Annotated in this window: 17 protein-coding genes; 7 read left to right on the forward strand and 10 right to left on the reverse strand. The window is 64.0% G+C overall.

All coding sequences use genetic code 11. The features are described 5' to 3' along the window. Positions 1-130 precede the first annotated feature (130 nt). A complete protein-coding gene (locus B0G62_RS07055) occupies positions 131-523 on the forward strand; it encodes a GFA family protein (protein ID WP_103703438.1) in 393 nt (130 codons plus the stop codon). Positions 524-572: 49 nt separating this feature from the next. Here B0G62_RS07055 and B0G62_RS07060 read toward each other — a convergent pair whose 3' ends face one another. The 5 genes from B0G62_RS07060 to B0G62_RS07080 all read right to left on the reverse strand — a co-directional run bounded on the left by B0G62_RS07060 (position 573) and on the right by B0G62_RS07080 (position 7,973). Then, a complete protein-coding gene (locus tag B0G62_RS07060) occupies positions 573-2,015 on the reverse strand; it encodes an NAD-dependent succinate-semialdehyde dehydrogenase (RefSeq protein WP_103703439.1) in 1,443 nt (480 codons plus the stop codon). A gap of 227 nt (positions 2,016-2,242) precedes the next feature. Beyond that, positions 2,243-4,453 (reverse strand): TonB-dependent siderophore receptor, encoded by a 2,211-nt coding sequence (locus B0G62_RS07065; protein WP_103703440.1) that lies wholly within the window; start codon positions 4,451-4,453, stop codon positions 2,243-2,245. 323 nt (positions 4,454-4,776) lie between these two features. Continuing rightward, positions 4,777-6,927, reverse strand: a complete 2,151-nt coding sequence (locus B0G62_RS07070) for a phosphocholine-specific phospholipase C (RefSeq protein ID WP_103703441.1) — start codon at positions 6,925-6,927, stop codon at positions 4,777-4,779. 57 nt (positions 6,928-6,984) lie between these two features. Further along, positions 6,985-7,395 (reverse strand): hypothetical protein, encoded by a 411-nt coding sequence (locus B0G62_RS07075; protein ID WP_146055215.1) that lies wholly within the window; start codon positions 7,393-7,395, stop codon positions 6,985-6,987. A gap of 305 nt (positions 7,396-7,700) precedes the next feature. Continuing rightward, positions 7,701-7,973: a hypothetical protein gene (locus tag B0G62_RS07080; protein ID WP_103703443.1), complete on the reverse strand. Its 273-nt coding sequence runs from the start codon at positions 7,971-7,973 to the stop codon at positions 7,701-7,703. 254 nt (positions 7,974-8,227) lie between these two features. Here B0G62_RS07080 and B0G62_RS07085 point away from each other — a divergent pair, with 254 nt between their 5' ends. Continuing rightward, positions 8,228-8,557 (forward strand): hypothetical protein, encoded by a 330-nt coding sequence (locus tag B0G62_RS07085; protein WP_103703444.1) that lies wholly within the window; start codon positions 8,228-8,230, stop codon positions 8,555-8,557. A 47-nt stretch (positions 8,558-8,604) separates the two neighbouring features. Then, positions 8,605-9,069: an RbsD/FucU family protein gene (locus B0G62_RS07090; protein WP_103703445.1), complete on the forward strand. Its 465-nt coding sequence runs from the start codon at positions 8,605-8,607 to the stop codon at positions 9,067-9,069. A 3-nt stretch (positions 9,070-9,072) separates the two neighbouring features. Here the strand turns inward: B0G62_RS07090 and B0G62_RS07095 are convergent, their stop codons facing one another. Next, positions 9,073-9,399, reverse strand: coding sequence for a DUF1330 domain-containing protein (locus B0G62_RS07095; RefSeq protein WP_103703446.1), 327 nt, complete (start codon positions 9,397-9,399; stop codon positions 9,073-9,075). 369 nt (positions 9,400-9,768) lie between these two features. Between B0G62_RS07095 and B0G62_RS07100 the strand changes: the two genes are divergently transcribed. Then, the gene (locus tag B0G62_RS07100) at positions 9,769-9,996 is read left to right on the forward strand and encodes a hypothetical protein (protein ID WP_103703665.1); all 228 of its coding nucleotides are present in this window, start codon (positions 9,769-9,771) and stop codon (positions 9,994-9,996) included. Positions 9,997-10,033: 37 nt separating this feature from the next. Here B0G62_RS07100 and B0G62_RS07105 read toward each other — a convergent pair whose 3' ends face one another. Then, on the reverse strand, positions 10,034-12,208 hold the full coding sequence (locus B0G62_RS07105) for a tetratricopeptide repeat protein (RefSeq protein WP_244193131.1): 2,175 nt from the start codon (positions 12,206-12,208) through the stop codon (positions 10,034-10,036). 295 nt (positions 12,209-12,503) lie between these two features. Between B0G62_RS07105 and B0G62_RS07110 the strand changes: the two genes are divergently transcribed. Beyond that, positions 12,504-13,499 carry an aldo/keto reductase gene (locus tag B0G62_RS07110; protein WP_103703448.1) on the forward strand — a complete coding sequence of 332 codons (996 nt, stop codon included), beginning with the start codon at positions 12,504-12,506 and terminating at the stop codon, positions 13,497-13,499. Between the two features lie 88 nt (positions 13,500-13,587). On the opposite strand, the gene B0G62_RS07115 is transcribed toward B0G62_RS07110, so the two are convergent. Continuing rightward, positions 13,588-14,640, reverse strand: a complete 1,053-nt coding sequence (locus B0G62_RS07115; protein ID WP_103703666.1) for an alcohol dehydrogenase — start codon at positions 14,638-14,640, stop codon at positions 13,588-13,590. A gap of 356 nt (positions 14,641-14,996) precedes the next feature. On the opposite strand from B0G62_RS07115, the gene B0G62_RS07120 reads away from it, so the two are divergent. Then, a complete protein-coding gene (locus B0G62_RS07120; protein ID WP_103703449.1) occupies positions 14,997-15,413 on the forward strand; it encodes a MarR family winged helix-turn-helix transcriptional regulator in 417 nt (138 codons plus the stop codon). Between the two features lie 41 nt (positions 15,414-15,454). Continuing rightward, positions 15,455-15,625 (forward strand): hypothetical protein, encoded by a 171-nt coding sequence (locus B0G62_RS31570; RefSeq protein ID WP_167401198.1) that lies wholly within the window; start codon positions 15,455-15,457, stop codon positions 15,623-15,625. Between the two features lie 76 nt (positions 15,626-15,701). On the opposite strand, the gene zwf is transcribed toward B0G62_RS31570, so the two are convergent. Both zwf and B0G62_RS07130 read right to left on the reverse strand, forming a co-directional pair. Continuing rightward, positions 15,702-17,177, reverse strand: a complete 1,476-nt coding sequence (gene zwf / locus B0G62_RS07125) for a glucose-6-phosphate dehydrogenase (protein ID WP_103703450.1) — start codon at positions 17,175-17,177, stop codon at positions 15,702-15,704. Between the two features lie 263 nt (positions 17,178-17,440). Beyond that, positions 17,441-18,787: an Nramp family divalent metal transporter gene (locus B0G62_RS07130; protein ID WP_103703451.1), complete on the reverse strand. Its 1,347-nt coding sequence runs from the start codon at positions 18,785-18,787 to the stop codon at positions 17,441-17,443. Positions 18,788-19,101: the final 314 nt, after the last annotated feature.

Genomic DNA, 19,101 nt, shown 5'->3' on the forward strand with positions numbered 1-19,101 from the left:
GATCGGTCCTGTCGAAGGTCGTGGTGGCCGTTATGGGCGTCAACAGGACGAAGGCGTGTTCTATTCCAGGCCTGTGCGAAAAAAACCGGCTGTAAGGCGCGCGCAAGAAAAAGCGCGCAAAGGAGTGGCAATGCTCAAGGGTGGCTGCTTGTGCGGAAAGATCCGCTATGAAATCACGGGCGAGGCGATTGGCACGACGGCGTGCCATTGCGTGGACTGCCGCCGTGCGTCGGGAGCACCGTTTGTCGGCTGGATGAGCGTGGCGCGCGACGCGTTGCGCTTCGTTGCGGGCGCAACCAGAACGTATGCGTCGAGTGCGGGAGTGGAGCGGGGCTTTTGCCCCGACTGCGGTACGCCGCTTACGTACTGCAGCGCGGCGTTCGCCGATGAGATCGATGTTGCCACGGGCACGCTGGACGCGCCCGGCGACGCGCCGCCTGAGGAACACACCTGGACGTCACAGCAGCTCGCCTGGGTGCGGCTGGCGGATGGACTGCCAAGGTATCCGCGCAGCCGTTCATGAAGAGAAGCTAATACAGCATGCCGATGCGGCGGCTGCCGCATCGAACGTTTCAACGATGCTCGGTGACGAACTTGGTCACGAGGTACGGCTCCATCGCTTCGGTGCCGCCTTCCGAGCCGTAGCCCGAATCCTTGACGCCGCCGAACGGCACTTCGGGCAGCGCGAGGCCGTGATGGTTGATCGAGAGCATGCCGGTCTCGATGTCTTCCGAAAGCGCCGCCGAAGTCGCGCTCGAACGCGTGTAGGCATACGCCGCGAGACCATAGGGCAGGCGATTCGCCTCGGCGATGGCGTCGTCGTAGGTCGAGAAGCGCGAGACCAGCGCGAGCGGGCCGAACGGCTCTTCGTTCATGATACGCGCGGAAAGCGGCACGTCGGTCAGCACGGTCGGCGCGAAGAAGTAACCTTCGCGGCCGATGCGCTCGCCGCCCGTCAGCACCTTCGCGCCTTGCTCGCGCGCGTCGGCTACCAGGCGTTCCATCGCGGCGAGGCGCCGATCGTTCGCGAGCGGCCCCATCTGCACGCCTTCGGCCAGACCGTTGCCAACCTTGATCGTCTTCGTGGCCGCGACGAAGTGTTCGAGGAACTCGTCGTAAGCCGCGTCCTGGACCATGAAGCGCGTAGGCGAAATGCAGACCTGGCCCGCGTTGCGGAACTTCGCGCCTGCGAGCAGCTTCGCCGCGCGCGGGATGTCCGCATCGGCGAACACGATGGCCGGCGCGTGACCGCCCAGTTCCATGGTGGCGCGCTTCATGTGCTCGCCGGCCTTCGCGGCGAGCAGCTTGCCCACCGGTGTCGAGCCTGTGAACGAAATCTTGCGGATGGCCGGGTGCGCGATCAGATAGGAGGAGACTTCGGCAGGCACGCCGAACACGAGGTTAAGCGCGCCTTGCGGCACGCCCGCGTCGATGAACACCTGAACGAGCGCCGCGCAGCTCGCGGGCGTTTCTTCCGGCCCCTTGAGCACGACGGTGCAGCCCGAGGCGAGCGCCGCGGAGACCTTGCGCACGGCCTGATTGAGCGGGAAATTCCACGGCGTGAAGCAGGCGACCGGACCCACCGGCTCGCGCGTGACGATCTGGCGGACCGCATCCGTGCGCGAGGGCACGACGCGGCCATAGGTACGGCGGCCTTCTTCAGCGAACCAGTCGATGACGTCGGCGCCCGCGAGCACTTCGCCCTTGGCTTCGCCAACCGGCTTGCCTTGTTCGCGCGTCATGATCGCGGCGATGTCGCCCGCGCGTTCGCGCAGCAGGTCGGCGGCGCGGCGCATCGTCTTGCTGCGCTCCAGCGGCGAGACCTTGCGCCATTTGCTGAAAGCGCGTGCGGCGGCGTCGGCGGCGTCCGAGAGGTCTTGTTCGCTCGCGAGGCTCAGGCGTCCGATCTCCGCCTCGGTGGCGGGGTCGATCACGGCAATCGTCTTCGCGCCGGCGCGCCATGCGCCATCGACGTAAATCTGGGTATCCGGATAGGGCTTCACGTTCGAAGTCATGATGGGACGATCCTCTTCAACGGTGCAAGGGTGGGGAACAGGTGCCGCGCGCGGCGACGTGCTGCGCCGAAGCCGGCTGAACGGGTTATCGCCGGCAACGCCGGGCACCTGGCAGCCGCCTATTCTGCCACCGCTGCGCGCGCTTTGCAGGCGGCCCCAAAGACAAGGGCCTTCGAGAAACTCGAAGGCCCTCGCGTCAAGTCCCTGTTTTGCGCGGATTTAATGCGTCAGAACTCGATCGTGGCATTCGCAACAAACGTGCGCGTCGCCGAAGGCATCACGTAATAGCCCCAGGCCGCGTTCCAGTAGCGGCGATTGAAGAGGTTGTTCACGCCGGCGCGCAACGTCACGTCCTTGCCGCCCACCTGGGTTTCATATTTCGCGCTCAGATCCCAGGTCGTATATGCGGGGACAAACTGCGTGTTGGCGGCATCGACGGCCATGTTGCCCACGTACTTGCCGCCAAACGCAACGGTCAGCGCGCGCAGATACGACGGGTTGTATTCCACGCGGCCCGTCAGCGTGAAGCGCGGCGCGCCGTAGATGCGCTTGCCTTCAACGCTCGCATCGTCCACATCGACGGCCTTGGTGTCGAGATACATCAAGCCGCCCATCAGGCGCCAGTCCTGCGCGAGCTGGAGCCAGCCGCTCGCGTCCAGGCCCTGGTAGCGTTTGGTGCCGCTTTGCACGAACACGTTGGCGGTGTTGGTGTACTCGTAGCCCTGATCGATGCGGAACAGCGCGACGTTGGCGCCCCAGTTGCGATGATCGGCCTTCAGGCCCACTTCGTATTGCTTGCTCTTGAGCGGGCCAAAAGTTTGCGGATAGTTGACGTTGGTGTTGCTCGACGAGCCGCCTTGCTGCAAGCCTTCGACATAGCTCGCGTACAGCGTCGTATCGCGGTCGAGCTTGTACATCAGCGCGACGGTCGGCGTGACCGGGTTGGCCGCGTAATCGGCCAGCACCGACTGGTCGGGGTTATAGGTGCGATCGCGGAACTGCGTGTAGCGCAGGCCGAGCAGCGCCGACAGGCGCGACGTGAACTGCACGGTGTCGCTCGCGTAGAGCGCAGTCTGCGTGGTGCGTTCGTGACGGAACAGGTTTTCGCCGATATTGACGGCGTCGTTCGTCAGCAGCGTGCTCTGATACAGATTGCCGTTGCCGAGGTTGAAACCGTCGTTCCAGCCTTCGCTGTTGTCGTACTCGCTTTGCTGCGTCTGATAGCTCGCACCGAGCACCACGTCATGCTTGAACGGGCCGGTATCGAATTTGCCTTCGACCATGGCGTCGACGTTCTGATAGAAGTAGCGCGTCAAGGCTGCATAAAGCGTGTTGCTGTAATTGCCGGCCGCATCGGTGACGGTCAGCAGGCTGTCCGAGTTGGTGCGGTTTTCCTTGGCGAAGCGGTATTTGAGGTTCGCGTGCCAGTTTTCGGAAAGGCGATAGTCAAGCCCGGTGCCGAACGAGGCGATCTCGGTCCGGTAATAGTTCTGCGGCTGCGTGAGCTGGTGCGTGACCTTACTGGCGTCGGGAATCGGCGTGTCGTAGAAGAACATGCCGAACAGCGTGCCGTTGGTCTTGCGCTTCTGATAGAACGCGTCGGCCGTCCACGTGAGATCCGGCGTGATGCGGAAATCGAGCGCGAGCGACGCCACCTGGCGGCGCACGTGGCCGTTGGCTTCGGCGGTGTTGCCGTCTTCGTTCACGAGATTGAGGCGATAGCCAAAGCGTTTGTCGTTACCGAAGCGCCCGCCCAGATCGAGTTTTTCGCTGAATACCCCCGCCGACTGATAGCCGATCGAGAAGCTGCGGTAGGGGTCGTCGGTGGGGCGCTTGAGCACATAGTTGACGATGCCGCCGGGATTGCTGAAACCGTACATGAACCCCGAGAGGCCCTTGAGCAGTTCGACCTGTTCGAAGGGTTCGAGCGATAGTTCGGTGTCCCAGGAAGGGAAATTCTGGCCGTCCACCTTGACGCCGTTGAGCATGTCGATTGCGAGTCCGCGAATGCTGAGCGCCGAGTTTTCGCCCGTCGCATTGTCGCCGACGACGTTGACCGCCGGATCGTACTTGAAGAGATCGTTGGCCGTGTTGGCAAGGCGGTCTTTGCCCTGCTCGGTCGTGACGACGTCGGTGGAAAACGGCGTGTCGACCTGGCGCCGGTTGCCGAGCGCGCCTGCCGTGACGCGCTCCGGCGACGCGGCTTCGCTGTCGCGCGCCGCGCTGACCTTGACGGTGGGCAGCGCCTTCGTGGCGTCGGTTTGCTGATCGGTCTGCACCGCGGGTTGGGCCGCCTCCTGGGCCCAGCCGGTGGTCGAAAGCGTGGAAAGCACAAGTCCCGCGCTTACGAGCAACGCGGCGCTCAGAGGAATCCGCGTGCAGGCGGTGCTGCGCACGGTGACGAAGCCCGAACGGCGGGCGGCGGCAATATTCTTCATGGTGATCGATCGGCCGGCTGCCCGGCTCAAGCTTATTTTGTTGTCGGTGCCGAAAACGGCGCAGGCGCTCCTGATGAGCGTCGCAAATGCTAATGCAAATGATTCGCATATACAACAAAATTAATCAAGCTAATTGAAAGTTAGAAATCAGGCAACAGTCAGCTTGAAATTGGGGCTGATTTATGCAAAGAGGGTAGTTTGGCGATTTTGTCTGATGAATTTCCGCTGGCGGCGATCTGCCCGAACCGGCGTGGAAAAGCACACGGCGCCCGAAGGCGCCGTGTGAAAGCCGAGTGAGGGCGGCCGCAGACGCGCCGCCTTTGTCAACTCAATTGCGTGATGGGTGCGACCGCAGCCGGATCGCTGATGCTCGGGCGGCCGGTTTCGACGTGACCGGCATAGCGGCGCGCGAAGGTCGAATCATCGGGGCTCGTGACCGTGAGGTCGTACCAATGATGGCTCGACGCGAGCACCCACGGCTCCTCGATGCGCGAGTGGGCGGCTACCGCCACGAGGCGCTCGCGAGCGCCGTAGGCGTTGTCCGTCACCGTGAGGCGCGCGATGCCGCCGCCGTTGTTCGTGAACTTCAGGAACAGGTTGCCGTTCGCGACGTCGTATTGCGCCGAGACTTCGGGCTGCGGCGTGCTGTTGTGCTTGCCGAAAAACCCTTGCGCCGAGGAGGACGCGGAGCTCGCCGCCGTGCCCGAGAAGCGGCGCACGAAGCCGTTCGGACCATGCACCTCGAACGCGTAGACGCCGTTGGTCACGCTCAGATCCCACGTGTCGTCGAGCGACTTGCCCGCTTCGACCGTATAGCGCCACGGGCCGTCGCTGCGGTTCGTGCCATAGACGTAGAAGTGCGCGCCCTGGCGGCCCTTGTTGGCGAAGGTGATCGAGAGCGTCTTCTTCGACGAATCGACCTGTGCGTTCACATGCAGCTCGTAGGGCAGCGCGCGGGCGTAGCGCACGCCCGGTTCCTGCGCGTCGATCGGGCCGGGCGTCGCGGGCACGGTCGGCGCCTTGTTCGCGGAGCACTGGTTGTCGGCCTGCGACATATAGTTGCTCGTATCCGGCAGCGACGGCACCGACGAATCCGGCGTGCGGAAATCGAATGCCGTCGTGAGGTCCCCGCACACGGCGCGACGCCATGCCGTGATGTTCGGCTCATGCACGCCGAAGCGTTCTTCGATAAAGCGGATCACCGACGTGTGATCGAACACCTGCGAGCACACGAAGCCGCCCTTGCTCCAGGGCGACACGATCGTCATCGGCACGCGCGGGCCAAGGCCGTAAGGCAGGCCATCGGCGGTGTACTTGCCGCCGCGTCCCGGATTGACGACGTTGTGAATTTCGCCTTCCACGCTCACCGTCGATTTGCCCTGCGTCGGCGTGGTGGGCGGTTGCGGCGGCACGATATGGTCGAAGAAGCCGTCGTTCTCGTCATACATGATGAAGAGCACGGTCTTGCTCCATACTTCGGGGTTCGAAGTAAGGGCGTCGAGGATCTGCGAGGTGTATTCCGCGCCGTACGCCGGCGTGTATTTCGGATGCTCGGAGAAAGCGGCGGGCGGCAGCAGCCACGACACCTGCGGCAGATTGTTCGCGAGCACGTCGTTCTTGAGATCGGCGATCGTGCGTACGGTCTGCGCGCGCTGATAGAGCGCCGAACCCGGCTGCGCGTTGATGAAGTTGACGAAGTTCTGCAGGATGTTGGTCCCGTAGTTGCCGTTCATCGGATCGTTGCCGTTCGTGCCCTGCTGGTAGATCTGCCAGGAAATGCCGGCGGCCTGCAGGCGCTCGGGGTAGGTGGTCCACGACAGCAGTTGATACGCGGGCGGCACGTCGCCGTCCACATAGTCGTTGTTGTCGAGCAGCGGGCCGCCCATCGTGCCGCTCGGATCGACCATGCCCGTCATCAGATAGGCGCGGTTCGGGTGCGTCGGCCCCGCCAGCGAGCAGAAATAGTTATCGCAGACGGTGAACGCATCGGCCAGCGCGTAGTGGAACGGAATGTCCGCGCGCATGTAATAGCCCATCGTCATGTCGGTCTTGTACTGCGGCCACTGGTTGTACAGACCATTATTGATGGCGTATTGCGTCGGATACCACGAGTGGTCGAGATCGCCCACGCATTGCACGCTCGTCGTCTGCGTGTCCAGATGGAACGGCAGCACCGGCCTGGTGGCGTCTTCCTTGGACGGCTGATACCAGACCGGCTGACCGCCGGGCAGCGGGATCGGCAGGCGGTCGTTATAGCCGCGCACGCCACGCAGATGGCCGAAGTAATGGTCGAAGGAGCGGTTCTCCTGCATGAACACGACGATGTGCTCCACATCGCGGATCGAACCCGTGCGCGAGAACGCCGGGATCGCCAGAGCGTTGCGGATGGACTCGGGCAGGACGGTCATCGCCGCGGCGGCGGCGCCGGAGGAAGCGACAGTCTGCAGGAAACGGCGACGGCTGTTTGACGTCATTGTTGTGCACCTTTCTGCTCGTTGGACGGGTGTGTGCATAAGCACACGAATGGTGTATTACTGACGCGTCGTTGCGGTACTGCGGGAATCGTTGCTGGACTGCGGCGGCTCGTCGCCAGGGGCGTAGCTCATGACGGGCGCGACCTGCTGGCTGTCGGCGGCGAGGCTTGCCTGCACACTCTGCACAGGGTCGCTCGCATAGGCGTAGCTGGCGGGGTTCGCAGTTTCGGCTGGCGCGGCGGTGCCGATGCTGCCGGCAAGCGCAGTGTTCGGCTGGTTCGCCGGGTTCGGGTCCGGTGCGGCTGGCGTGGGCTGAAGCGCCGCGCCGCTCTGCTGCTGGGCGGGGGCGCCGGTCGTATCGGTGGCTGCCGACGAACCCACTCCGGGTCCACACGCGGCGAGCGGGATAGTTGTCAGCACAACGGACATCACGCTCACCAACGACGGCTCGAACAGGCGTTTTTGCATATGCGCTTGCACTCCGATGATCGGGTCGGCGCACAGTTTCTACGGTCTCGAAGAAAGAATTGTGAAACGAGTGAAAACGTTTGCGTGCGATGATTTTTCTTTTACAAACGTTTTATGTCGAATAAAACTGGCGAAATAGTCGATGTCGAAACAGTGTCAATTACAAACTGTTTCGAATTCGCACTCGCGGGAAGTTTCGAACAAGGCGAGCGGCGGCTCGACCTGGCATGCCGTCGAATCGACAGGCGATTGAACAAATATTGAATCAAGCCGACGGAGCCGTCGGCTTGCCAGTCCTCTGGCGGCTAGGCGGCTCGCTGGCCGAGCGCTTCTTCGACGATGCGTCGCCCCACGCTATAGCCTCGCATGAGCGCGTCGACCTCGGTTACAAACCATCGGTCGCCGATGTCCGTCAAGCGCATCTGAGGAAAGCACGGTTCCTGTCGATCGGATTTGTAAATCGACACCATGGCGATGTAGCCCGATTCAGCCATGCGAACCTGGCGCAGCACCGGCTCCGAGATGGAATCCGTGCTGACTCGAATGGCATATCCCATGTAATCGTAATTGCGTTCCATGCCTGTTGCTCTCCGTGCAGCGAATCTCTGTCTGTGAGTAAAGACCTCTCCTGAATCCAGCGGTGACCTTGATCTTCAAGGAGTGTTCTATCCAAGGTTAACGATCGCCGCCAGGAAAAGTTGATAGCAAATAATGTGCCCCGATTTTTCTGTCTGCGGTGCCGGAGCTTGTCCAGCGGCGGCCAGGAATCGCCGATCCCGCCGCCGCATTCAGGTACGATGGGAAGATGATGCACACGAACCTGGGGCCTCTCATGGACACGTCCTCTCGCGAGCCGCACGAAGTTGCCGTCGAAGCACTGGCGACACTGTCGGAGTATCTCGAACGCTCGTTGGACAAGGGCGCCAGTCTGATTCTGGTGCGCTCCCACGCCGACCGCAGCGATATCTATCTGGGCGAGGCGGGCGAGGCCCAGGAGGAGTGGGCGCGCTGCGGTTTCATCCGCAACGCCCTGGTCGCCGAAATCCTCGAAGCGACCCGGGCGGGACTCAATTCCCTGTCAATCGACGGTCAGACTTATCGCTTCGTGCGCACCTTCACGCAGGTTGCCCAGCACGGCGCGATCGTATTTTCCGCTGCATAGAACAAGCACAGAAAAACCGTGTTCCGAACGATTTCGGAGGAGACATAGTGCTGAAGAATCTCGACCCGCTGCTCAACCCCGACGTGCTGCACGCGCTCGCCGCGATGGGGCACGGCGACGAAGTGGTGATCTGCGACGCGAATTTTCCCGCCGATGCCGTGGCGCGCGATTCGGTGCTGGGCCGCCTGCTGCGCCTCGACGGCGTGGATTCGCCGCGCGCGGTGCGAGCGGTGCTCTCGGTGCTGCCGCTCGATCGTTTTGTCGATCATCCGGCGCTGCGCATGGAAATCGTCGGCGACGCGCAAACGCTGCCCGCCGTGCAGCGCGAAGCGCAACGTGAAGTCGATGACGCCGAAGGACGCGCGGTGCCATTCGCGTCGCTCGAACGCTTTGCGTTTTACGAGCGCGCGCGCCGCGCGTACTGCGTGATCGCGACGGGCGAGGCGCGCGGCTACGGCTGCTTCGTCTTCAAGAAGGGCGTGCTGCTGGCGGCGGACGAGCCGCGCGGCTGAGATTCACTCGCGTTCGAGCACCTCGGTTGCGCGGTGCGGCTGCGCTACCTGATCGACAAGAAAGATATCCCCGCGCGCGTGCCGGGTGCGCAGCGGCAAAATCGCCTGATAAGCCGGGGAGCGATACCACGCGCGCGCCCGCTCGCGGTCTTCGAATTCAATCACGATCAAGTCGCCGCTGAAGCGTCCTTCTAGCCGCTCCACGGGGCCGCCGTGGAGGATAAAGCGCCCGCCGAACGGCGCCAGCGTCCCGTCGATTTTCTCCAGATATTCGACGATGTCGGCGCAAAGCTCGACTTCGTGCAGATGGCCGATGGCATAGCTCGTCATGGTTGTCCTCGTCTGGGTGATGTCCTGGTAGCGAGGATAGGGCGCCATGCGAACCGGATCGATTACCTCAGGGGTAAATCGGCGCTCGATCATTCAGGCCAGATATTTTTCAACGCGCCGCAAAAAACACTTGCCAAGGCTAGGGGAAAACCCTAGAATGAACTCGTCTCCTCCATGTCTCCTCCTGATATGGATTCAGCCCGCCCAATTCAGGCGGGCTTTTTCTTTTCCGGCGCCGGAAATCGCGCAGCCGCGTCGGCCCGCTCAGGGTCTTGCCTGATCCGTATGCCGCAAGGCTTCAAGAGTAAAATGCGTGAATCGGTGCATCATGCCGGTACGCCGAACGCTCAACGCTTCTTCAACGCTCCGATGAAACCGTCTTCCGCGCAGGAACCCAAGCAAAAGTCCAGGCGCAAGCCGCCGCCGTGGCTGCTGAACACGATGACCGCGCTCGTCGGCATCCTCACGCTCGCGCTGGGTGTGGGCTGGCTGATCCGCAGCTGGATCGTCGATATGGAAATTCCTTACTTCGCGATCCCGCTCGTGATGTGCGTGCCGGTGATCGTCGCCGTGGCCTTTCGCAACTTCTGGGACTGACGCACTCCGTCAGCCCAACAACCCTTCGGGCCTTCGTTCAGGAGGCCATGCCAAACTCTTCCTCGCACGCCTGCCGCACGCGCTCGATCGCCGTGCTCCAGGTGTCCTTGCCCGTCTGGCGGAAAATCCGCACGTTGCCAGGATACCAGGGCGAGTCCTCGCGCGCGTCGAGCCAGCGCCAGTCCACGTCGCGGCGCGGCAGGATCACCCAGCAAGGTTTGCCGAGCGACGCGGCCAGATGCGCCGTTGACGTATCCACGCAGATCAGCAGATCGAGTTGCGCGATGATGGCCGCCGTATCGACGAAATCGGCGATATCGCTGCCCAGATGCAGCAAGGGCTGATCCGATCCCGTTTTCTGCGCAGCCAGCGCCTCGTTCTCGCCCGCGCCTTTTTGCAGACTCACGAACTTCAGTCCCGGCACGCTCCAGAGCGGCGCGAGTGCGGCAAGCGTCGGGATCGAGCGGTGTAAATCGTTGTGGTGTTTGGGGTTGCCGCGCCAGACGAGGCCCACGCGCGGCCCCGCGCCCAGCGTCGCGAGGCGTGCCACCCAGTGCTCGACGCGTGCGGGATCGACATTGAAGCGGGTCGGCTCGGGCGTCGTGTCGAGCGTGGTGCCAAGCCGCAGCGGCAGGCTCAGCGGGCTGGCCCAGTAATCAAACTGCTGGGCGCGCTCGCTCGCTTCGGCGTGCGTAAGCAGCGTGTCGATGCCCTCGACGCCCGCGAGGATGCAATGCAGCGCCTCGACGCCGCCGAACGCGACATGCGCCGCGCCTTGCGCCTTGAGCAGGCGCGCGTAACGCGAGAACTGGATCATGTCGCCCAGTCCATCCTCCTGCCAGAGCAGCAGCGATTTGCCGGCGATCGGCTCGCCTTGCCAGTGCGGGCAGCTCAACATGCGGCGCGATGCGTAGTGCACGAAGCCGTTGTTTTCATAGCGGCGCTCGTAGAGGCGCCAGCCTTCCTCGTAGCGGCCCATCGTGATGAGCAGGGTGGCGAGGCGAAATAGCGCGTCGCCGTAATCGGGTTCGAGTTCCAGCGAGCGACGGTACGCCGCCACGGCCTCGTCGAGCGCACCCTGTTCCTTGAGCACGCTGCCCATGTTGAAGTGCGCGAGCGCCAGATCGCCGTTCTGGGCGAGCGCCAGCGCGAACGTCTCGTGCGCCTCGTCGATGCGGTCGAGCGCGCACAGCACGGAGCCCAGATTGTTGAAAATTTCGGCGCGCCCGGGGGCCAGGCGCAGCGCCACGCGGTAGCTGGTTTCGGCTTCCGGATAGCGTTCGAGCCGCTGCAACGCGACGCCCAGGTTGTAATGCGACTCGGCGTGATCGGGGCGCAACAGGATCGCTTTGCGAAAGAACTGCTCGGCTTCGGCGTAGCGCTGCAGATCGGTCAGCACGCAGCCCAGGTTGTTGAGCGCTTCCGCGTAATCGGGGCGGATCTGGATCGCGAGACGGCAGGACAGTTCCGCCTCGATATAGCGGCGCTGCGCCTTGAGCAGCGCGCCGTAATTGTTGAGCGCTTCGGGGTACTGCGGCTCGGCGAGCAGCGCCTGCCGGTAGGCTTCCTCGGCGTCCTCGATGCGGCCGCGCTCACGCAGCACATTGCCGAGGTTGTTGTGCGCGCGGGCGAACTTCGGATTGAGCGCGAGCGCGGCGCGGTAGGCCGCTTCGGCCTCATCGTGGCGGTTCAGTTCGTGCAGCAGGATGCCGAGGTTGTAATGCGCGTCGAGATGGCCGGGCTGGCGCGCGAGCGCCGTGCAATAGGCGTTTTCCGCTTCCTGATGCCGTCCGAGGCGATGCAGCACGAGGCCCAGGTTGCCGTGCGCATCCGCGTGGGCCGGGTTGACGTCCAGCAGGCGGCGCCAGACCGTTTCGGCGGCGGCCAGTTGGCCCAGCGCCGTGAGCATCGCGGCGAGGCCGTGGTAAGCCTCCTCGAATGCGGGCCGCGCGGCGATACAGCGCTGCCAGAGCGCGTGCGCGACGTCGGCGTTGCCCGAACCCATCGCGGCGAGCGCGGCGAGATTGAGCGCATCGACGCGCGCGGCGTCGGCTTCGGCATCGCCCTTGCCCTTGCCCTTGCCCTTGCCCGTCCCGGCGCCGACGAAGGGCGCGAGCATCTCGAACGCGTCGGCGAAGCGGCCTTGCGCGCATAGCGCGCTCGCTTCCTGCTGGCGGTCGGGATGAAGAGGCGTGTCGGTCGTCGAAGTCACGGTGAGCGCGGGAAGAATGATGGACGGTACGAAGCTTAAGCCAGGGCTGGCAAGGACAACGGGCCGATTAGAGCGTCCCGCGTGCGCTTATTCCAGCAATGGAGCCTTCAGCGCGGTTACGGCGCACGGCCTTTCAGCGGCGTAAGGCGCTGAGGCGGCGCCAGGCTGGATCGAGTGGTCCGCGCTATGCTTTCGGACAAGGCGCGGCGTGTCGGTTCGAAGGCTCTGCCTGTAACAGGACCCACAACACGACGCGCGCTTTGCGCAATGAACGTCCGTCAAAAAGGAGCATTGAATGCAATACCGTCGTTTCGGCCAGACCGGCCTCAATGTTTCACGTCTGTGTCTCGGCACCATGACCTTCGGCCTGCAGACCGAGGAAGACGTGTCCCGCCTCATTCTCGACAAGGCCGCCGACTCCGGCATCAATTTCATCGATACGGCTGACGTCTATCCCCTGGGCGGCGGCGAAACGCACGCCGGCCGCACCGAGGAAATCGTCGGGCGCTGGCTCAAGGGCCGTCGCGAGCATTTCATTCTGGCGACCAAGGCCGTGGGCAAGGTCGGGCCGTCGCCGTGGGATCAGGGCGCTTCGCGCAAGCATTTGCTCGATGCCATCGACAATTCGCTGCGGCGCCTGGGCACGGATTACGTCGATCTCTATCAACTGCATTCGGACGATGCCAATACGCCGCTCGACGAAACGCTCGAAGCGCTCGACACGATCGTGCGTGCGGGCAAGGCGCGTTATATCGGCGTGTCGAATTTCCTGGCTTATCGGCTCGCCCGCGCACTGGGCCGCGCCGACGTGCTGCGCGTGGCGCGCTTTGTCTCCGTGCAGCCGCGCTACAACCTGCTGTTTCGCCAGATCGAGCGCGAGCTGCTGCCGCTCGCGGGCGAAGAGGGACTTGCCGTGATCCCCTACAACCCGCTCGCGGGCGGGCTGCTCACGGGCAAGTATCGCCACGACAGCAAGCCGGGCGAGGGCCGTTTTTCGCAGAGCGTGGGGGTGGCCGGCACGATGTATCAGGACCGCTACTGGCATGAGCGCGAGTTCGAGAGCGTCGAGCGCCTGCGCGGCGTCGCTGAACAGGCGGGGCAGTCGCTCACGACGGCATCGGTGGCGTGGGTGTTGGCGAATCCGCTTGTGACCTCCGCGCTGATTGGCGCGAGCCGGCCCGAGCAACTCGATGCGTCGATCGCCGCCGCCGATCTCGAACTCGATCCCGAGTTGAAGTCGAAACTCGATGAAGCGAGCTTCGGCTACCGTATGGGTGATGCGGCGCGCTGATCGATATTAAGTAGCGATCCGAAGTAATTGTGGCCGTAAAAAAGGGCGATGTGTTCGCCCTTTTTTATCGGCTAAAGCAAGCCGACAATCACGGCACGAGCACCTGCCGTCCCATCACCTTGCCTTGGGCCAGCGCTTCGAGCGCTTCGTTCACTTCGCCCAGCGGACGCTGCGTGACCGACGCAGGCTGCATCTTGCCCGCGCGCATCAGCGCCACGAGTTCGCGCAGTTCGGGCAGCGTGCCCACATAGCTGCCTTCGATCCTGAGCGGACGCATCGGAATGATGGGCAGCGAGAGCGTGATGTCGCCGCCCATCAAGCCGACCACCACCACATGGCCGCCGCGCGCGCACGAATCGAGCGCGAGCTTCACGGTGGGCGTCGCGCCCACCAGGTCGAGCACGGCGCGCGCGCCGCCGCCCGTGGCTTCGGCGATCTGCTTGACCGCGTCGCTTGCGCGCGCATCGATGGCCGCGAGCGCGCCGGCCTTGAGCGCCGCTTCGCGCTTGCCGGGCTCGACGTCCACCACGACCGCGCCTTTCGCGCCCAGCGCCTTGAGCACTTCGATCGCCATCATGCCCAGGCCCCCCGCGCCGATGATGACGACCGGGTCCTGATGAATGCGCTCGCCGAACTTCTTCACAGCGGAATAAGTGGTCACGCCCGCGCAGGCGAGCGGCGCGGCCTTCACGGGATCGAGGCCGCCGAGATCGACCAGATAGCGCGGATGCGGCACGATCACGTAATCGGCGAATCCGCCGTCGCGCATCACGCCCAGCGATTGCGGCTTCACGCAGATGTTTTCTTCGCCGCGCTGGCACGCCGCGCACTGGCCGCAGCCGATCCACGGATGCACGACGGCCACGGCGCCGGTCTTCACGTCGCCGGCCTCGGGACCGGCGGCGACCACCTCGCCGCAGATTTCATGGCTCAAGGTCAGCGGCAGCTTGATGCCGCGATCGGCGAGCGAGAGTTTCTTGCCGCCGCCCAGATCGTAATAACCCTCCCAGATATGCAGGTCCGAATGGCACAGACCGGCGGCCTGCACGCGCACGAGCACTTCGGTGCCTTGCGGTTGCGGCGTGTCGCGCTGGACGAGTTCGAGAGGCTGGCCGTGATGGGTCACGCAGTAACAACGCATCTGCATCTTTGTCTCCGTGAGTGTTGTGTCGAGCAGGCTGGCGAGGTCGATCCCCTCGCATCATAACGCGGTTAGGCGGATAAATCGTCCGATCGTTCGTTTTTCATATGGGCATAACTGGAACGCATATTGAGTCCCCGCGCGGTCACTCAGCGTTCACAAAAAATGCGGGTCGCGTACCATGACTTTTCGCGCGCGCTTCAAGCACCGTGAATTGGGGGCGTGCACAACGAAGCTTCAATGAACTGAATCCGCGCCCTGAAGTCATATCGAATGTATTCGAAAAGTGCCTGAAATCAGGCCTCAATCGTATCGAATTCGTTGCATAGCTAACGATAACCGGTTATTCTTTCGCCATGTTCGATCAGTGTCTCTACTTCAATACCTCGGCGCTTGCGCGTCGTCTGGAACGCGAGTGGTCCGAAGCGTTCGAACCGTTCGACCTCACGCCGCCGCAGGGCTTCATGCTGCGCGCGGTGCTGGAGCGGCCGGGCTCGCTGCAGCGTGAGCTGGCCGATCTGCTGTCCATCGCGCGGCCCACGGCCACGCGCGTGCTCGACGGTCTGGAATCGCGCGGCTGGCTCGAACGCCAGCGCACCGAAGGCGATCAGCGTGAAGTAGCGATCGTGCCCACGGCGCAGGCCGTGGCGATTCGCGATGCGCTCAACCACGCCAGTGCGCAGGTCACGGGACGCATCAAGCGTTCGCTCGGCGGCGAGGCCTTCGTGGACACCGTAAGCCGCTTGCGCACCGCGCGCGCGACGCTCGGCTGAGCGCGGGCACCCTTTGTACGGAAGTACCGGAGTTTTTCATCATGCGGCGCATGGGCGCTTTTTTTGTTTCGACGTGGCTTGCAGCCGCAATGCTTTTTCTGGGCCGGCATTCGGTGCCGATGATGGCGCTTAGCGGTGTGCTGGTGTTCGCGGGGCTGGACCTGTTCCGTCCCGATCACGGTGATAGCACCGGGCGGGAGAACGGCGACTGAGCGCCAAAAGGAAACGCCGCGCAAGCGCGGCGTTTCTTCGTTCACGGGCGGACGATCGCCCGTATGAGCGCCTGCATCAGGCTTCTTCCGCCCACGACATACCCTCGCGCGCGAGCAGCGCCGACGATGCCGCCGGGCCGAACGTGCCCGCCGTATAGGTGCGCGGGCGATCGTTGAGTTCCTTCCAGCCGTCGAGAATCGGCTCGACCCACGTCCATGCGGCTTCGAGTTCGTCGCGGCGCATGAAGTGCGTGAGGCGCCCGCGAATCACGTCGATCAGCAGGCGTTCGTAGGCTTCGGCGCGGCGCTCGGGAATCGCTTGCTGCAGATCCAGATTCAGGCTCACCGGCAGCATGTTCATGCCGCTGCCCGGTTCCTTCGCGAGCATCTGCAACTGGATCGATTCTTCCGGCTGGAGCTGGATCACGAGGCGGTTGCCGTAGTTGCGCGGGCCGCTCGGGAAGATCGAGAAGGGCAGATCCGCGAACTCGATCACGATCTCCGACTGGCGCTTTTGCAGGCGCTTGCCGGTGCGCAGGAAGAACGGCACGTTGGCCCAGCGCCAGTTGTTGATGTGCGCGCGCAGCGCCACGAAGGTTTCGGCCTTGCTGTCCGCCGGCACGTTGTCTTCTTCCAGATAGCCCTTGACCGGCTGGCCGTCCACGGCGCCCGCGGCGTACTGGCCGCGCACCGTGTCGCGCGCGATATCGGCGAGCGACATCGGACGCAGCGAGCGCAGCACCTTGAGCTTTTCATCGCGCACCGCATCCGGGTCGAGCGACACGGGCGGCTCCATCGCCACGATGCACAGCAGTTGCAGCAGGTGGTTCTGCACCATGTCGCGCAGCGCGCCGGTGTGATCGTAGAAGCCCGCGCGGCTGCCGACGCCCACCGTCTCCGCCACCGTGATCTGCACGCTGCGGATATACGGCGCCTGCCATAGCGGCCCGAAGATCGGATTGCCGAAGCGCAGCACCATCAGGTTCTGCACCGTTTCCTTGCCCAGGTAATGGTCGATCCGGTAGATCTGCGATTCCGCGAAGTGGCGGCCCACCGACTCGTTGATCTCCTTGGCCGAAGCCAGATCGTGGCCGAGCGGCTTTTCGAGCACGACGCGCGAATTCGCATCGATCAGACCCACCGCCGACAGGTTGTCGCAGATCGTCGTAAAGAGTTCGGGCGAGGTCGAGAGATAGAACGCGCGAATGGCGTGCTCGCGCGAGGCGGCCTTCAGGCGCGTGTAGTCTTCCGTCGCATTGACGTCGATGATGACGTACTGGAACAGGCTCAGGTAGCGGTCCCATGCCTGGGCGTCGAAGGCCTTGGCATCGATGAAGGGACGCGACTGCTCTTCCATGAACTTGCGATAGTCGTCGATCGTCCAGTTCTTGCGGCCGACGGCGATGATGCGCGTCTCGGGCGGCAGATTGCCGTGCAGGTGCGCCATGTAGAGCGCGGGGAGCAGTTTGCGCGCGGCCAGGTCGCCGCCGCCGCCGAAGATGATCATGTCGACGGGCTGGTCGGGCGCGGCTTGGGCAGGCTGATTCGTCATGGCAGGTCGCTCGGTAGTGGCGCTGGGTTGTGGCGATTTGTGGCGCAGAGTTGCGAAATTTGCGCTAGCCGCAAGGGCGAACGCGGTGAAAGAGGCTAATGTTGCATGGTTTCACGCGAGTTTGCACGCATGACGAACGAAGTCACCGCTGACGTGCGGGCTATTGAGCGCTCATTGAACGGTTCGAGCAGGCCAGGCGCGCGAATTGAGCGAAACGCTCGCCAGGCGCATGTTGCGCTGCACGGTTTGCGCTGACGGATGTTTTAGCCGAGTCCCGGCACGTGCATGCCGAAGGTCTGCGCAAGCAACAGCGCATTAAGCGCCAGCACGGAGAGCGCACCCACGACGGCCAGCGCGGCCAGCGGCGCTGCATTCCTGTATCGCCCCATGACGTCGCGCCGGCAGGTGAACCAGACGAGCGCGGCCATCGGAAACGGCAGCGCAAGACTTAGCACGACCTGGCTTGCGACCAGCGCAACGGTTGCGTTCACGCCCAGACCCACCACCACGAAGCTCGGCGCCATCGTCACGAGGCGGCGCAGCCAGAGCGGAATCTGGAAGCCCACGAAGCCTTGCATGATCATCTGGCCCGCGAGCGTGCCGACCACCGAACTCGAAATCCCCGAGGCAATCAGCGAGACCAGAAAAATCGCCGCCGCCGCCGCGCCGAACAGCGGAGCGAGCGCGTGCCAGGCGGTTTCGATTTCGGCGACATCGGCGTGGCCCAGATGAAATGCCGCCGACGCCATCATGACCATCGCCATGTTGATCAGCCCGGCCAGTGCCAGCGCGACGATGACCTCGATGTTGGAAAAGCGCAGCAGGCGCGTGCGTTCGGTGTCGTTGCGCGGCTGCACGCGCGCCTGGATGAGGCCCGAATGCAGAAAGAGCACATGCGGCATGACCGTTGCGCCGACGATGCCCACCGCGATCGTCACGGCCTGCGCATCGGGCAGGCGCGGCGCGGCCAGGCTGCGCGCGACTTCGTTCCACGCGACCGGCGTGACGAAGAGTTCGAGCAGATAGCACAGCCCGATCACGCCGACGAGGCCTCCGATCACCAGCTCCAGTGGCCTGAACCCGGCACGCTCGAAAAACAGCAGGCCGTAGGTGACCAGCGCCGTTATCGCCATGCCTGCGAGCAGCGGCACGTGCAGCAGCAACGCGAGACCGATCGCGCCACCGAGGAATTCGGCGAGATCGGTGGCCATTGCCGCGATCTCGCTCACGATCCACATGAGCCAGACGAGCGGGGCGGGCAGACGCTCGCGGCAAAGCTCGGCGAGATTGCGTCCGGTGACGATGCCGAGTTTCGCGGAAAGCGACTGGAACAGCATCGCGACGAGATTGGCGAGCACCACGATCCACAGCAGCGCATAACCGTAGCGCGCGCCGGCCTGGATGTTGGTCGCGAAGTTGCCGGGGTCCATGTAGGCGACCGAGACGATCACGGCTGGCCCCGCGAGCGGCAGGAGCAGCGCGGCGCCGCGCCGGCGCCCTTCGAGCGCCTCGCGCACTTTGCGCGCCGTGCTGGCGGAGAGTCCGTCGGGTACGCCAGGCAGGCTGTCTTCGGGGTGGCCCTCCCAACGGGGGCGGGTGCGATGGCGCATGAACGCCTTGTCGAAATGAAGCGGCCGAAAGAACGGTGAAACTACGGCGAAACTACCAGGAAACGACGAGGAAACTACCAGGGCCGGATCTTGCCGCGGCAATCCGGCACATGCGAAATCGATGCAGGAAAACGCCTGTGCGCGTCATCGGAATACGAGCCTCGTGCGTTAACCAGACGTTCCGCGCGCGCTATTGGCGGTCCGCTTTGCAGTCCGCTTCGCTGCCCGGTTTCAGCGAGGTTTCGTCTGGCTTTCGCCCACGTTGCGGCGCACCAGGCTCTATCTCAGCACAAACCGGCCCTGCGCGCGCTCAC

Source organism: Paraburkholderia eburnea (genome assembly GCF_002917095.1).
GTDB classification, from domain to species: Bacteria; Pseudomonadota; Gammaproteobacteria; order Burkholderiales; family Burkholderiaceae; genus Paraburkholderia; species Paraburkholderia eburnea.